The sequence below is a fragment of the Streptomyces venezuelae genome, assembly GCF_008642295.1.
In the GTDB taxonomy this organism is placed as follows: Bacteria; Actinomycetota; Actinomycetes; order Streptomycetales; family Streptomycetaceae; genus Streptomyces; species Streptomyces venezuelae_C.
Map to the genome: position 1 here is coordinate 1,439,176 of NZ_CP029190.1, position 15,746 is coordinate 1,454,921.

Annotated in this window: 12 protein-coding genes; 9 read left to right on the top strand and 3 right to left on the bottom strand. The window is 73.4% G+C overall.

Annotated features, from left to right (window positions below):
* The first annotated feature begins 88 nt into the window (after window positions 1-88).
* From DEJ50_RS06370 to DEJ50_RS06405, 8 genes are all read left to right on the top strand, one after another.
* The gene (locus tag DEJ50_RS06370) at window positions 89-1,600 is read left to right on the top strand and encodes a 4-hydroxyphenylacetate 3-hydroxylase family protein (protein ID WP_150206612.1); all 1,512 of its coding nucleotides are present in this window, start codon (window positions 89-91) and stop codon (window positions 1,598-1,600) included.
* The gene (locus tag DEJ50_RS06375; protein WP_150206613.1) at window positions 1,590-3,071 is read left to right on the top strand and encodes an MFS transporter; all 1,482 of its coding nucleotides are present in this window, start codon (window positions 1,590-1,592) and stop codon (window positions 3,069-3,071) included. Before DEJ50_RS06370 ends, DEJ50_RS06375 begins: the two co-directional genes overlap by 11 nt.
* 6 nt (window positions 3,072-3,077) lie before the next feature.
* Complete coding sequence (locus DEJ50_RS06380; RefSeq protein ID WP_150206614.1) at window positions 3,078-3,998, top strand: SDR family oxidoreductase; 921 nt, start codon at window positions 3,078-3,080, stop codon at window positions 3,996-3,998.
* Between the two features lie 116 nt (window positions 3,999-4,114).
* On the top strand, window positions 4,115-5,851 hold the full coding sequence (locus DEJ50_RS06385) for a beta-ketoacyl synthase N-terminal-like domain-containing protein (RefSeq protein ID WP_223837622.1): 1,737 nt from the start codon (window positions 4,115-4,117) through the stop codon (window positions 5,849-5,851).
* Between the two features lie 254 nt (window positions 5,852-6,105).
* Complete coding sequence (locus tag DEJ50_RS06390; protein ID WP_150206615.1) at window positions 6,106-7,323, top strand: monodechloroaminopyrrolnitrin synthase PrnB family protein; 1,218 nt, start codon at window positions 6,106-6,108, stop codon at window positions 7,321-7,323.
* The gene (locus DEJ50_RS06395; protein WP_150206616.1) at window positions 7,320-8,633 is read left to right on the top strand and encodes a flavin-dependent oxidoreductase; all 1,314 of its coding nucleotides are present in this window, start codon (window positions 7,320-7,322) and stop codon (window positions 8,631-8,633) included. The genes DEJ50_RS06390 and DEJ50_RS06395 overlap by 4 nt, the downstream gene beginning before the upstream one ends.
* Window positions 8,630-9,292: a DsbA family protein gene (locus DEJ50_RS06400; RefSeq protein ID WP_150206617.1), complete on the top strand. Its 663-nt coding sequence runs from the start codon at window positions 8,630-8,632 to the stop codon at window positions 9,290-9,292. The genes DEJ50_RS06395 and DEJ50_RS06400 overlap by 4 nt, the downstream gene beginning before the upstream one ends.
* Window positions 9,289-10,962: an FAD-binding oxidoreductase gene (locus tag DEJ50_RS06405; RefSeq protein WP_150206618.1), complete on the top strand. Its 1,674-nt coding sequence runs from the start codon at window positions 9,289-9,291 to the stop codon at window positions 10,960-10,962. The genes DEJ50_RS06400 and DEJ50_RS06405 overlap by 4 nt, the downstream gene beginning before the upstream one ends.
* 12 nt (window positions 10,963-10,974) lie before the next feature.
* Here the strand turns inward: DEJ50_RS06405 and trpD are convergent, their stop codons facing one another.
* Window positions 10,975-12,099, bottom strand: a complete 1,125-nt coding sequence (gene trpD / locus DEJ50_RS06410; protein ID WP_223837623.1) for an anthranilate phosphoribosyltransferase — start codon at window positions 12,097-12,099, stop codon at window positions 10,975-10,977.
* A 113-nt stretch (window positions 12,100-12,212) separates the two neighbouring features.
* On the opposite strand from trpD, the gene DEJ50_RS06415 reads away from it, so the two are divergent.
* Window positions 12,213-13,610: a PLP-dependent aminotransferase family protein gene (locus DEJ50_RS06415; protein ID WP_150206619.1), complete on the top strand. Its 1,398-nt coding sequence runs from the start codon at window positions 12,213-12,215 to the stop codon at window positions 13,608-13,610.
* Here DEJ50_RS06415 and DEJ50_RS06420 read toward each other — a convergent pair.
* Window positions 13,589-14,197 carry an anthranilate synthase component II gene (locus DEJ50_RS06420; RefSeq protein ID WP_150206620.1) on the bottom strand — a complete coding sequence of 203 codons (609 nt, stop codon included), beginning with the start codon at window positions 14,195-14,197 and terminating at the stop codon, window positions 13,589-13,591. The two genes, DEJ50_RS06415 and DEJ50_RS06420, sit on opposite strands and share 22 nt — an antisense overlap.
* A complete protein-coding gene (locus DEJ50_RS06425; protein ID WP_150206621.1) occupies window positions 14,194-15,714 on the bottom strand; it encodes an anthranilate synthase component I family protein in 1,521 nt (506 codons plus the stop codon). The genes DEJ50_RS06420 and DEJ50_RS06425 overlap by 4 nt, the downstream gene beginning before the upstream one ends.
* Window positions 15,715-15,746: the final 32 nt, after the last annotated feature.

Consider the following 15,746-nt stretch of genomic DNA (forward strand, 5'->3'; position numbering starts at 1 on the left):
TCGCGGAGTGGTCCCGGAGTGGTCGCGCCCGCTTTGGTGCGGGCCTATTTTCCCTCTTTCGTATACTTTGCATTAGTTCAGGAGAGACATGCCCCGCAGTGGCCAGGACTACCTCGACTCCCTCCGGGACGGCCGCGCCGTGTGGCTGGACGGCGAGCTGGTCAAGGACATCACCGAGCACCCCGCCTTCCGCAACACCGCCCGCTCGATAGCGAACCTCTACGACCTGGCGCAGCAGGACGGGCTGCGCGACACCCTCACCGTCCGGCCCGACGGGGCCGAGTCGTCCGTGCTGCGTGCCTACCACGTGCCCCGCAGCCACGCCGAACTCGTGGAGCGGCGCAAGGCGTTCAAGACCTGGTCCGAGGCCAGCTTCGGTTTCCTCGGCCGATCCCCCGACTACATGGCCACCGGCATCGCGGGCTTCGTCTCCGCCCCCGAGATCTTCGCCGGGCGCGAGTTCGACGGCCGGGCCAACCTCGACGCGTACTACCGGCGGATGTCCGAAGGCAGCCTCTACCAGTCCTTCACCATCACCAACCCGCAGATCGACCGGACCAAGTCCGCCTCCGAGCAGGAGGAGGACGACCTCTATGTGCGGGTGGTCAAGGAGAAGGACGACGGCATCGTCGTGCGCGGCGCCAAGATGATCGGTACCGCCGCCGTCTTCGGCGACGAGATCATCGTCGGCACCATCGAGCCGCTCGCGCCGCACGACGTCGAGTACGCCCTCACCTTCTCCATCCCCATCGACACCCCCGGCCTGAAGTTCATCTCCCGCACCTCCTACGAGGCCGGGGCCCGCAGCGTCTTCGACAACCCGCTGTCCTCGCGCTTCGACGAGAACGACGCGCTGCTCGTCTGCGACGACGTGTTCGTCCCCTGGGAGCGGGTGCTCACCTACCGCGACGTCGAGTCCAGCTTCCTGATGTGGTGGGGCACCCCCGCGTACCACAACTTCGTCCACCAGGCCGGAGTCCGCTACTGGACCAAGCTTGAGTTCCTCACCGGACTCGCCATCCTCATCACCAAGGCCAACAACACCTACTCCCTGCCGCCCGTCCAGATGCAGATCGGACGGCTGATCGGCTGGCTCAACATCGCCAAGTCGATGGTCCTGGCGGCCGAGAGCGAGTACGAGACGGTCGGCGGCCCCGGCGGCCCGGTGCACATCAACCGGGAAATCGCCTCCGCCCACCGCGCCATGGCCGGCGACCTCTACCCGAAGGTGCTCGCCGAACTGAAGATGCTGGCCGGCGGCGGACTCATCCAGCTGCCCGCGTCCGGCTACGACCTCAACCACCCCGAACTGGGCCCGCTGGTCGCCAAGTACGTACGCTCCCCCGGCCACCCGGCCGAGCAGCGCATCAAGCTGATGAAGCTGGCCTGGGACGCGCTCGGCTCCGAGTTCGCCAGCCGCCACGAGCAGTACGAGCGCTTCTACCACGGCGCCCCGCACGTCTACCTGCCCGGCATCGTCCGCGACGGCCGCCCCGACCTGCTCGAGGCGTTCACCCAGTCCTGCCTGGACGGCTACGACCTCGGCGACGGCCCGGCGGGGCCGTCGGCCGGCCCGTGGAGCGGCCGTGATGGCAGCTGACCGCAACCGCACCTGGGCGCTCGCCCTCCTCGCCTCCACCCAGTTCGTCCTGATCCTGGACACCTCCGTCATCAACGTGGCCGCCCCCTCCATGGGCGCGGACCTGGACATCTCGCCCGCCGCGCTGTCCTGGGTGGCCAATGCCTACCTGGTGTCGTTCGGCGGACTGCTGCTGCTGAGCGGACGCGCGGCCGACATCCTGGGCCGTCGCCGGCTCTATGTCGCCGGCCTCGCCACCCTTGCCGCCGCGTCCCTCCTGGGCAGCTTCGCCAACAGCGCCGCCCTGCTGATCACGGCCCGGGCCGTGCAGGGCATCGGTGCCGCGATGGCCGCGGCTGCCGCCCTCGCCCTGCTCCTGATGCTCTTCGAGGACGGACCCGAACGGCACAAGGCCCTCGGCGTGTTCGCGGCCATGGCGGGAGCGGGCGGCGCGGCCGGCACCGTCCTGGGCGGGGTGCTCACCAGCTGGCTCGGCTGGGAGTCCACGTTCGCGATGAACGTGGTCGTCGGCCTCGCGCTGATCGTCCCCGCCACCCGGCTGCTCCCGCCCGGCCGGCCCGCCGGCGGCGACCGCCGCGGCTTCGACCTGCCCGGCGCGACCACCGTCACCCTGGGGCTCGCCCTGCTGGCGTACGCACTGGTCAGCAGCGGGGAGGCGGGCTGGAGCGCGCCGGAGACCCTGCTGACGGGCGGTGCGGCCGTGGTCCTGCTCGCCGTGTTCGTCGTGGTGGAGCGCCGGGCCGAGTTCCCGCTCGTCCCGCCGGAGGTGTTCCGGCGGCGCACCCTGCGGCTGGCGAACCTGCTCGCCGCGATGTGGCAGATGGCCCTGTTCCCGATGTTCTTCCTGGTGAGCCTGTACCTCCAGGCGGTCCTGGGGTACGAGGCGGTCAGCGGCGGTCTCGGACTGCTGCCGCTGTCCCTGGTCGTCGTGGCCGTCGCCTCCTTCACCGACCGGCTCATCGGCCGGTTCGGGCTGCGGACCGTGATGGGCACCGGATTCGTCCTGGTCGCCGCCGGCATGGCCTGGCAGTCGCTGCTCTCGCCCACCGGCTCCTTCGCCGCCGACGTCCTGCCGCCCAGTCTGCTGCTCGGCGTCGCCCTGCCGCTGGTGTCGATCACCACCAATATCGCCGCCACCCTGGGCACCGAGGAACACGAGGCCGGCCTGGCCTCCGGCCTGGTCAACACCAGCATGCAGTTCGGCTCCGTGCTCGGCCTCGCGGTCCTCTCCGGTGTCGCCGCGGCCCGCACCGAAGCCGTGGGCCCGGCCGGCGGCGCCGACGCGGCCCTCACCGAGGGGTTCGCCCTCGCCTTCCTGGTCGGCGGCGCACTGGCCCTCGCCGCGGCCCTGTTCAGCACCCGGCTCGTGGTACCGGCAGCCCCGGCACCGTCCGCAACCCCCGCACCACCCGCAGCCCCGCAGCTTCCGACCGGCACGCAGCCGGCCGGCAGGATCGGATCAGAGAGGTAGGAACACATGACCGAAGACCGCCCGAGGCGTTACCTGGTAACGGGCGTCACCGGCTTCCAGGGCGGAACCGTGGCCCGGCTGCTCACCGCCCGCGGACACGAGGTGCGCGGCCTGGCCCGCCACCCCGAAGGGGTCCTGGGCCCCGTCGACCCCGCCGTCACCTTCGTCCCCGGTGACCTGGGCAACGCCGAGGACGTCCGGCGGGCGTTCGAGGGCGTCACCCACGCCGCCGTGGTGCTGCCGCTGGTGTACGACATCGAGACCATCACCGGCTACGCCCGCAACATCGCCGACGCGGCCCGCGAGGCCGGGGTCGAGCGGCTGGTCTACAACGTCAACACCCCGCTGCCGGAAGTCACCACGGCCTACGCCGGGTTCGAGAGCCGGCGTGCCGCCGAGGAGGTGCTGCGCGCGAGCGGCGTGCCCACCGTGGTGGTCCGCCCGCCGGTCTACCTCGACAACCTGTTCAGCCCGTGGAACGGTCCGGCCCTGGTCAACGACGGGGTGCTGGCCTACCCGCTGCCCGCCGACCAGCGCGTGGCCTGGCTGTCGCACGTCGACCTCGCCGAACTCGTCGTGGCCGCGCTGGAGAAGGACGGGGTGACCGACCGGGTGCTGCCCATCGGCGGCGCCGACGTGCTCACCGGCCCGGAACTGGCCGCGCTGTTCGCCCAGGTGCTGGGCCGGGAGGTCAGCTACCTCCCGCTGCCCGTCGACCAGTTCGAGCAGGGCCTCGGGCAGGTTCTGGGAGCCGAGGCCGCCGCGGGCGTCGCCGGGATCTACCACCACGTCGGCACCGGGGAAGCCCCGGACCTGCTGCACACCGACCCGCGGCGGGTCGAGTCCGAGCTCGGGGTACGGCTCACGCCGACCGTCGAGTGGATCAAGGCGCAGCCCTGGGACCACTGGTCACAGGCGGCGCACTGAACCGGCCCGGTGTCAGGGGCGCGGCCGTCGGCCGGCGCCCCTGACACCGGGGCGGGCCGCACCGGGCGGTGTTTCACACCGGCCGGGCGGCATTCACGGGGGAGGAGAAAACGCACATGTTACGCAACAGCGGTGCGGGCGAGCCGGATATGACCGGCACACCCCACCGGGCGGGACCGGTTCCGATCGCGGTGATCGGGATGGCCTGCCGACTGCCCGGAGCAGACAGTCCCGAAGCACTCTGGGACCTGCTCGACAACGGCACCGACGCCACCGGCCCGCTGCCCCGGGACCGGTTCGCCGGAACCACCGACGACGCGCGGCTGCGCGGCGGGTTCCTCGACGCGGTCGATGCCTTCGACGCGGACTTCTTCGGCATCGCCGAGGACGAGGCCGCCCTGATCGACCCGCAGCAGCGGCTGCTGCTCACCACGGCCTGGGAGGCCCTGGAGGACTCGGGCACCCTGCCCGGCTCACTGGCCGGCACCCGTACTGCCGTGTACGCCGGCCAGAGCCACGGCGACCACTGGGACCGGCTGCGCGACGCCGGGGCCGAGGACCGCCTCGACCCGCTCGGCAGCCTCGCCGGAACCCAGCAGAGGTCCCTGCTCGCGGGCCGGATCTCGTACGCCTTCGGCCTGCACGGGCCGAGCGTGACCGTCGACACCGGCCAGGCCTCCTCGCTCACCGCCGTGCACCTGGCTTGCCTGAGCCTGCGGGCCGGGGAGGCCACCCTGGCCCTGGCCGGCGGCGCGAACACGGTCCTGGCCCCCGCGGCCACCCAGCTGTTCGGCCGGGCCGGGGTGCTCGCCCCCGACGGACGCTGCAAGTTCGGCGATGCCGCGGCGGACGGGTTCGTCCGCTCCGACGGCGTCGGCATGGTGGTGCTCAAACCCCTCGAGCGGGCGCTCGCCGACGGCGACCGGATCCGTGCCGTGCTGCTCGGCAGCGCGGTCGGCAACGACGGTGCCACCAAGGAACGGCTGACCGACCCGTCCCGCACCGGCCAGCGGCTCGCGATGCGCTGGGCGTACGAGGACGCCGGGGTGTCCCCCGGGGACGTCGACTACGTGGAGGCGCACGGCACCGGCACCCGGATCGACGCGGTCGAACTCGGCGCGCTGAGCGAGGTCCTCGGCGAGGGCCGGCCGGCCGGACGTCCGGTGCTGGTCGGGTCCGTGAAGACGAACATCGGCCACTGCGAGGCCGCGGCGGGCGTTGCGGGCCTCATCAAGACCGTGCTGTGCCTGGAGCACCGGGCCGTGCCGGCCAGCCTCCATCTGAAGGAGCCCTCGCCGCTGGTCGACTGGGACCGGCTCCCGCTGGTCGTGCCCACGACGACCCGGCCCCTGCCGCCCCGCCGGCCCGGCCGCCCGCACCTGGCCGCGGTCAACGGCCAGAGCATCTCGGGGGTCAATGTCCACATGGTCCTGGCGTCCGCGCCCGAGTCCGTACGCGAGGACGAGCGCGAGGACGAACGCGAGGACGAACGGGCGGACGGACCCTGGCCGCTGGTGCTGTCCGCGCCGACCGCGGACCAGCTCGCCGCCCTCGTCCGGGCCTACCTCGCGCACCTCGCGCCCGACGGCCCCGGCCGCCGCGACCACGCACGCGACATCTGCTGGACCGCGGCGACCCGCCGCACCCGGCACCACCACACCCTCACCGTGCGCGGCGACAGCCACTCCGCACTGCACCAGGCACTCGCCGACCGGTGCGACCTGCCCAGCGGGGGCGCACCGGACCCCGACCCTGCCGAGGCGGCGGCCTTCGCCGCGCTTCCCGGCCGGGTGGTCACCCTGCCACCCCACCCCTGGCGCGGCCGGCGCCACCCCCTGATCACCACCGGCTGAGCCGGGCCGGCGCCGGCCCCCGGACCCGTCCGGGTGGTCCCGCACCGCCGCGGGCGCGCGACACCCGTCGCTGCGCTACGACCTCCCGAGCTTCCCGCCGTACCCGCCACGAGCCATGAGGCCGCCACCCGCCCCGCGCCGACCCCGGCCGCGCGGTGAGGCCGCGTGCCCATGCCCGCCCGTGCCCGTCCGCGTGCGACGGCTCACCCGCACGCATGTCCTCATCCCACCGCCCGATCCTTACGGAGTCACACATGTCGCACCTTGTCGATGTCGACCTGGGCAACCCCATACGCACCACCGCCATACAGAGCCTGGACCCGCTGAACGCCGACCGCGCCTGCTTCGACCTGCGCCGGCAGAACGCCGACGGCGACGTCCCCGCCCTGACCGCCGCGCTGCGCCGGCTCGTCCCCACGACGGCCGCCGTCGACGCGTACTCCCTGGAGATGTGCGTGGCCGCGATGCGCGACCTCGGCATGTTCCTCGGGTCGATCAAGCGCCACGGCCCCGAACCGCTCGACCTGGTCCCCGAGGTGCAGCCGGTCCTCCTCGAACTCGGCCGCAGGACCGACATGGTGCCCCGCGACACCGTGCACCACTACTGCACCTGGAACCCGGTCGGCGGACGCCAGCGCATGTACACCGGCGACGTCCAGGAGGCATACCTCCAGGAGTCGGTGCGCATGGTCTTCCCGCACCTCAGGGACGGCCTCGAACTGGCCGCGAACCTCAGCGAGATGGACCTCTCGGACCCCAAGTTCGCCGTGGTCACCGATGAGTTGACCCGGCACGTCGAGACGACCGTGGCCGCCATCGACATGGTCGTCTCCAATGTCAGCCCCGAGTTCTTCGCCCGGGTCCTGCGCCCCTACTTCGAGGACATCACCGTCGACGGCCGGGTGCTGCTCGGGCCGGCCGCGGCCCAGGTGCCGCTCTGGCTGATCGACCAGGCGATCTGGGCCTCGGACCGCAGCGAACCCGAGTACGAGGAGTTCCTGCGCGACTCCGTCCCCTACAGCCTGCGCCGCTGGCGCGACCTGTTCGACCGCTGGACCCAGGTGCCGTCCGTGGTCAGCCGGCTGGTCGACGCCTTCGGCGACGACCCCGAGGAGGCCGAGCGGCGCGACCCCGCGCTCCGCGAGAGCGGCGAGGCACTGGCCCGGCTGCTGCGCGTGATCGTGGTCTTCCGCGGCCGTCACCTGGGCATCGCCCGGAAGGCGTACGACGCCGACCTGCGCCTCTACCCGGTGGGCAGCGGTGGCGCGAGCGTCGACCTGCTGCGGCAGATCATCAACCTCACCCGGGTGACCTCCGAGGCCACCCGGGCCACCGCCCGCCGCCGCGCCGGCCAGGCCGCCGGCCACACCGCGGGCCACCACGGCCACGGTCACGGTCACGGTCACGGCCACGCACACGGTCACGGCCACGCACACGGCGCCGGCCACGGCACCGAGCGGAGGCCCGCATGAGCATCCTCATCGCCGGCGCCGGGATCGGCGGGCTCACCACGGCGCTGAGCCTGCACGCCGCCGGGGTGCGCCCCGGGGAGATCCGGCTGCTGGAGGCCGTACCCGACATCCGGCCGCTGGGCGTGGGACTGAACATCCTGCCCAACGCCGTGCGCGAGCTCGCCGAACTCGGCCTGCTCGACGAGCTGTCGGCGGTCTCCGTGCCCACCGGCAGCCTCGGCTACCACAACCGGTACGGCCGGCTCATCTGGCACGAACCGCGCGGCCTGCAGGCCGGCTACCGCTGGCCGCAGCTCTCCGTCCACCGCGGCCGGCTCCAGTCCGTACTGGCCGGGGCCGTGCGCGAGCGGCTCGGCGCCGACGCCATCGTCACCGACTCCCGGGTCGAGGGGTTCACCCCGCTGTCCGACGGCCGGGTGCGCGTCGGCGTGCGCCACCCGGCCGCCGGGGGCACCTCGCAGACCGAGGCGGACGTCCTGATCGGCGCGGACGGCATCCGCTCGGCCGTACGGGCCGCCCTGCACCCCGACGAGGGCCCGCCGCGCTGGAACGGGCTGATCGTCTGGCGGGGCACCACCTGGGCGCCGCCGTTCCTGGACGGCAGCACGATGGTCATCGCCGGGGACGACCGCCGGCGCGCCGTGGTCTACCCCATGTCGGGACCGGGTGCCGACCCCGCCCGGCCCGCCGGCGCGCCGCCCGGCAGCGTCCTGATGAACTGGGCGGTGGCCCGCGCCGCCGACCCCGGCAGCGAGTCGGAACCGGCCGACTGGAACCGCGCGGTGCGCCCCGCCGACTTCCTCGACGCCTTCACCGACCTGGCCTTCGACTGGCTCGACATACCCGCACTGATCCGCACCGCCGACGAGGCGTACGTCTACCCCATGGTCGACCGCGACCCGCTGCCGCGCTGGACCCACGGCCCGGTCACCCTGCTCGGGGACGCGGCCCACGCCATGTACCCGATGGGCTCCAACGGTGCGACCCAGTCCATCGTGGACGCCCGTGTCCTCGCCCGCGCGCTCGCGCTGTACGAAGACCCGCACGCGGCCCTCACCGCGTACGAGGCCGAACGGCTGCCGGCGCTCACCCGCATCCAGCAGGCGGCCCGCCGCCGGGGGCCCGAGGTCGTCATCGACCTGGCCCACGAACGCGCCCCCGGCGGCTTCGACCGGGTCCAGGACGTCTTCCCGGGTACCGAACTGGCCGACATCTCGGCCGACTTCGCCCGGCTCGGCGGCTTCGACCCGGACCACGTCAACCACCGGCCGTCCCACTCCGTCGTCCCGGCCGCCGGAGCCGCCCTGTGAGCACCGGCACCACCGCACCGCTGCGGGTGGACATCTGGTCGGACCTGTCCTGCCCCTGGTGCTACATCACCAAGCGCACCTTCGAGGCCGCCCTCGTGGCCTCGGGCCGGGCGGACGTCCAGGTGGTGGCGCACCCCTACCAGATCGACGGGGAGCGCCCCGCCGAGCCCACCCCCATGATCGAGTGGCTGGGCGGCAAGTACGGCGCCGAGCGCGCCCGCCGCATGGACGAGGAGGTCACGGCGGCCGGACCGCGCCACGGCATCACCTTCCACAACGCCTCGGGCTACGCCGTCAACACCCTCCAGGCCCACCGGCTGCTGCGGCATGCGGGCCGACACGGCCGGGCCGTGCAGAGCGCGCTCGAAGAGCTCGTCTTCGCCGCCTACTTCACCCACCGGGGCAATATCGCGGACCCCGCCCTGCTGGCCGGCCTGGCCGAACGCGCCGGGCTCGACCGCGAGGAGGCCCTGGCGTACCTCGCCTCGGACCGCGACCTCGCCGAGATCCGCGCCGAGATCCGCACCGCCCGCGAGGACGGCATCACCGCCGTTCCCGTCTTCACCTTCAGCAACGGCCACCGCATCGAAGGCGCCCAGCAGGAACAGGACCTCTTTCTGTCCGCCCTCGCGCCCGCCACCGGAGAGACATCGACATGATCCGAAACCACCCCGCCTCCACCCGCCGGGGCTTCCTCGGCAGCACCGCCGCGGTCGGCGCGGGCGTCGCGGCCGGCACCGTACTCGGCGCCGGACCCGCCGCGGCCACCACCGCAGCAGCCACCACGGCGGCCGGCGCGGCGGCGGCCACCGACACCGCCACCTACATCGGCAAGGACAGCCCGCAGTACGGCGACCTGACCCGCGGCGTCAACCAGCGCTGGACCGGCACCCCGGAGTGGGTCTGCGTCCCGCACTCCACCGCCCAGGTCGTCGCCGCCGTCCAGAAGGCCCTCGACAGCGGCAAGCGGCCGTCCGTGCGCGGCGGCGGCCACTGCTTCGAGGACTTCGTCGACAACGCCGACGTACGCGCCCTCATCGACCTGTCGGCCCTCGACACCATCACCTACGACGGTGCGCGCCGGGCGATCTCGGTGGGCGCCGGGGCGACCCTCGGCGAGATCAACGAGCAGCTGTTCAAGCGCTGGGGGATCGCGATACCCGGCGGCTCCTGCCCGACGGTCGGTGTCGGCGGGCACGTCAGCGGCGGCGGCTACGGCCCGCTGAACCGTACCCACGGCCTGACCGTCGACCACCTGTACGCCGTCGAGGTCGTGGTCGCCGACGCCACCGGCACCGCCCGCGCGGTCATCGCCACCCGCGAGCCCGACGACCCGCGCCGCGACCTGTGGTGGGCCCACACCGGCGGTGGCGGCGGCAACTTCGGCATCGTCACCCGCTACTGGTTCCGCACCCCGGGCCTCAGCGGTCGCACCCCGCAGACCAGCCTGCCGCAGCCGCCCGCCGAACTGCTCGTCGGCACGGTCCTGTGGCGGTGGGCCGACCTCGACGAGCGCTCCTTCGTCCGGCTGGTGAAGAACTACAGCGCCTGGCACGCCGCGCACAACGGCGCCGACGACCCGCAGCGCGACCTGTACAGCCACCTGGCGACCTTCCACCGCTCCGGTGGCGCGGTGGCCCTCAACGTCCAGCTCTCCACCGCCGCGGGCCCGGACCCCGAAGGCCGCTTCGACGCGTTCATCGCCGCCGTCGGCGCGGGCGTCGGCGCCCGCGGGACGACCGTGGAACGGCGCCGGCTGCCCTGGCTGCTGGCCACCCAGTGGTCCGGGTTCGCCGACCGGCCCTCCGGCAAGCGCATCAAGGGCAAGTCGGCCTACCACCGCACGGCCTTCGACGACGCCCAGGCCGCCGCCCTGCACCGGCACCTGACCCGCGCCGACTACGACCACCCCGGCAGCGGTGTCCTGATCGCCCCCTACGGCGGCCGGGTCAACACGGTCGCGCCGGACGCCACCGCCCTGGTCCACCGGGACAGCGCGCTGATCCTGATGTACGTGAGCGAGTGGACCGATCCGGCGCAGGACGCCCGGCACATCGGCTTCCAGCGGGAGTTCTACGAGGACGTGTACGCGGCGACCGGCGGTGCGCCCGTGGACACCGCCGGGAGCGGCACGGCCGGCGCGTACGTCAACTACGCCGACGTGGACCTGCGCGACCCGAGCCGCAACCGCTCGGCGCAGCCCTGGCACCAGCTGTACTACGGCGCCAACTACGCCAGGCTCCAGGAGGTCAAGTCCCGGTGGGACCCGCGCGGGGTGTTCCGGCACGCGCTGTCCGTGGAACCGCGCGCCGGACGGTCCCCGCGCTGACGGGCCGTGCCGCTAGCGGGCCGCGCGGCCGGACAGCCCCTGGCGCCGGTCCTGCCCGGCCCGTTTGACCGTGGCCGTCCGCCACTGCTCCAGAACGGCCGCCGCTGCGCCCGAGTCCAGCGCCGCGGCGGCCCGTTCCACCCCGGTGGCCAGCCGGCCGGCCACCGGGGCGGTGGACGGCTCCAGCGCGGCCAGCCCGGCCGCCGCGGACAGCAGGACCGCGTCCCGCACCGCCCTCGGCACCGGCCGGCCGGCCAGCAGGTCGAGGGCCACCGCGGCGTTGTGGGCCCGGTCGCCGCCGCGCAGCCCGGCCGCGTCGGTCCGTGGGATCCCCACCGTGCGCGGGTCGAACACCTCCTCGCGCACCTCGCCCTCGTGGACGGACCAGACGGTGGAGGTGGTGGTGACGGTGAGCTCGTCCATCCCGTCGTCACCCCGGAAGACCAGCGCCGACACCCCTTGCCGGGCGAGCACCCCGGCCATCAGGGGTGCGGCCCGGCGGTCGGCGACACCGACCGCCAGGGCCGAGGGACGAGCCGGATTCGACAGGGGGCCCAGCAGGTTGAACACGGTACGGACGCCCAGCTCGCGCCGCGGCCCGGCCGCGTGCCGCAGCGCCGGGTGGAACAGCGGGGCGAAGCAGAAGGTGATGCCGGTCTCCTCCGCCACCGCGGCGATGTCCCCCGGCGGCAGCTCCAGGACGACGCCCAGTTCCTCGAGCACATCGGCCGACCCGCACCGCGAGGAGGCCGACCGGTTGCCGTGCTTGACGACCCGGGCCCCGGCTCCCGCCGCGACGATGGCCGACATGGTGGAGATGTTGACGCTGTCCGAACCGTCACCGCCCGTCCCCACGATGTCCACCGCGGGCCCGGCCACCGCCAGGGGCGTGGCGTACCGGTGCATCGCCCGTACCAGCCCGGCCAGTTCGTCCACCGTCTCGCCCTTGGCCCGCAGTGCGACCAGCAGTCCTGCGAGCCGGGCGGCCCCGGCCTCCCCGGCCATGACCCGGCCCAGCGCCCAGTCCGTGTCCTCGGCCGTCAGGTGCCGGCCTTCGAGCAGCGCGTTCAGCAGGTCCGGCCAGCAGCGGGCAGCGGGCCCGGTCACGGCGGCGGTTGCGTTCGGCTGTACAGTCACGGAATTTCCCCCGGCTCAGAGGCATGCGGACGGTTCCAGTCTGGATAAGGAACTCGACGGCCCACCAGACCAGTTGACCGGAGGAATTCCGGTCCAATGAGAAGGTCGATTCCATGGCACTGCACATGACGGTCGAGATATCGAGGGATTCCGCCGAATCCCTCACCTCACAGATCCAGGTGTTCATCCGGGACGAAGTCGAAGCGGGAATTCTCCAGCCCGGAACCCGGCTGCCGTCCAGCAGACAGCTCGCCGAGGACCTTTCGGTCTCGCGCAGCGTGGTGGTGGAGGCGTACGGCCAGCTCGTCGCGGAGGGCTACCTCGAGGCGGTCCAGGGCTCCGGCACCCGGGTGGTGCGCCATCTCCCCCAACAACCGGTGGTGCCGCTCCTGTTGGACGAGGACGTGGCCCCGGCCGTGCGCTGGGACCTGCGGGCCGGCGGGAACAACACCCCCGCCTTCCCGCGGACCGAATGGCTCACCGCGTACCAGCGCACCCTGCGCACCGCCGAGCCCGGCGGCACCGGCTATCCGCCGCTGGCCGGGGAGGGCGCGCTGCGCGTCGAACTCTCCCGCCACCTCGGGAGGTTGCGGGGGGTACGGGCCGACGCCCAGCACCTCATGGTCACCGGCGGCTTCGCCCAGGCCCTGGGCCTGCTGTGCGCCGTACTGCCCGGCCTGGGCATCGACGCGCTGGCCCTGGAGGACCCCGGACACCCCGGGCAGCGGCACTTCGTACGGGAGAACGGCCTGCGTCCGGTGCCGGTGCCGGTGGACGAGGAGGGCCTCGTCGTCGATGCGCTGGCCGCCACCGGCGCCCGCGCCGTCCTGGTCACCCCCGCCCACCAGTTCCCCACCGGTGTCACCCTCTCCGCCGCCCGCCGCGAGGCGCTCGCGCAGTGGGCGCACGACGTGGACGGCTGGGTGATCGAGGACGACTACGACGGAGCACTGTGGTACGAACGCGGGCCCCGCCCACTGGCCTTGCAGCGGCTGGCCCCCGAGCGGGTGGTCTACGCGGGCACGGCCAGCAAGATCCTGGGGCCCGGGCTGCGGCTGGGCTGGCTGGCCGCCCCCGAGGCGCTGCTGCACCCGCTGCTGCGCGTCCGGGCCCGCCGCGACCTGGGCAGCGAGTCCTTCACCCAGCTCGCCTGTGCCGAACTGCTGCGCAGCGGCCTGTTCGACCGGCATCTGCGGCGGCTGACCGAACTCAGCGCGGGCCGCCGCGAGGCCCTGGACGAGGCGGTCGCCCGCCACCTGCCCGGGGCCACCGTGCTCGGCGCCGCGGCGGGCCTGCACGCCTATGTCCGGCTGCCCCGGCACGTGGACGAGGCCGCCCTGGTGGCCGGGGCGCTGCGCCGCAACGTCCTGGTGCGCGGCGGTGCGGGCTTCCACACCCGCCCCAGCCGCGATGCCCCGGCCCTGGTCGTGGGCCATGCGCACCTGCCCCGCTCCGGTGTCCTGGAGGCGATGCGCGAGGTGGGCCTGTGCTACACCCGGCGGGCCGGGTGAGCGCTGCGGGCCACCGCCAGGAAGTTGCCCATGATCTGCACGCCGCCGGTGGTCATGATGCTCTCCGGATGGAACTGCACGCCCTCGACGGGCAGGGTCCGGTGGCGCAGGCCCATCACATAGCCGTGGTCGGTGGAGACCGCCGTGGTCACCAGCTCCTCGGGCAGCGGCTCGGCGACGATGAGCGAGTGGTAGCGGGTGGCCTCCAGGGTGTTGCCCAGCCCCCGGAACACGCCCTCGCCGTCGTGCCGGACCGTACTGGTGCGGCCGTGCATCACCTGCTCGGCCACCTCCACCCGGCCGCCGTACGCGAGCCCGATGGCCTGGTGCCCCAGACAGACCCCGAGCAGCGGCACCCGGCCGGCGAACCGGTGCACCAGCTCCACGTGCCCGGACTCGGCGGGATGGCCGGGTCCGGGACCGAGGACCACCGCGTCCGGCTCCAGCGCGGCCAGCTCGTCCGGGGTCCGCTCCAGCGCCCGTACCACCTCGGTGCGCGCGCCGAGGGTGCGCAGGTACTGGTTGATGATGTGGACGAAGCTGTCGTACGCGTCGATCAGCAGCACCCTGGTGTCCCGCGCGGTCACAGCAACTCCTCACCGGTGAGGGCCCAGTAGGCCGCACCCATCTTCGCCAGCGTCTCGCGCCACTCGGCCTCGGGCTCCGACTGGGCGACCATGCCCGCCGAGCTCTGGGTGGCGTAGGTGGTCCCGTCGTAACCGACGGTCCTGATGCACAGCGCCAGTTCGCTCCAGGCGCCGCGCGCGTCCAGCAGGCCGACCGCGCCGGCGTAGGAGCCGCGCGGTTCCGCCTCCAGCTCGTCGATGATCTCCATGGCCCGGATCTTGGGCGCACCGGTCATGGTCCCGGCGGGAAAGGCGGCCCGGACCGCGTCCCAGATGCCGACCCCTTCCTCCAGCTGCCCGGTGACCGTCGAGACCAGGTGGAAGACGTGCGAGAAGGTCTCCACCGACATCAGCCGCTCCACCGGCCGCGTACTGGGCCTGCTCACCCGGCCCAGGTCGTTGCGGCACAGGTCCACCAGCATGATGTGCTCGGCCTGCTCCTTGCTGCTCTCCCGCATCTCCTTGATCCGGCGCTGGTTCTCCTCCTCGTCGGGGCCGCGCCGGGTGGTGCCCGCGATGGGGCGCATCACGATGGTGTCGCCCTCGGTCTTCAGGAACAGCTCCGGACTCGCCCCGATGAGCAGCCCCTCGGCGCGCGGCAGCAGGTACATGTACGGGGAGGGGTTGCGCCCGCGCAGCCGCCGGTAGACGTCGAGGGGGGTCAACTCCGTGCGGACGTCGACCCGGTGGCCGATCTGGATCTGGTAGATGTCGCCGACCCTGATGTGCTCCAGGCAGCGCTGCGCCCATCCGAGGAAGGTTGTCCGGTCCACGCTGTCGCGTACCGACAGCGGGGCGGGCGCCGCGGGGAGATCCGTCGGGCCGGGCAGCGCGGCTGCCGTACGGGCCAACTCCGCGACGGTGGAACCGGGTTCGCCGAACGCCGGGCTCTCGGCGTGCAGCAGCCGCGTCCCGCCCGTCGCGCGGTCGTACCAGACCGTGTCGCGGAACAGGGCGAGCGTCACATCGGGGCCGGCCGCCGCCTTGGTGCGGGGGGCGAGGGACTCCATGAACCAGGTTGATTCGTAGCTCAGCGTGGTCAGGAACCCGAAGGCGTACGAGGTGGCGGGCTCGTCCGTGGTCACCTCGAACAGCTGCCGGGCCGCTTCCAGGACCTGCCATATCGGCTCGGCGCCCTCGAAGTGCAGTCGCACCGCCGGGTCGCCCTCCGCGGTTTCGGGGGTGAGTCCGAGCCGTACGGCGGCGGCGACGAGTGCGCCGGTGATCACCGGCAGGCCCCTGACCTCCAGGTGTCCGGCCGCCCGTGCCCCGCTGCCGGCCGATCCGCTGAAGACCCGTACCTCACAGAGCAGTCCACAGCCCACGGTCGCGGTCCGCCGCCCCGGCTCCGCGTTCTCCAGCAGGAAGACCTCCCCGGCGGGGAGCACCTCCCGCAGCCGTACGTACAGATCGAGCGGGTCGTGGGGCGGCAGCGCGGACGCGCCGACCCGGACAGGAATCGCCTCGATTTCCGTCATCAATGAATTCTCCGTGAATTGTCGGCCCGTCG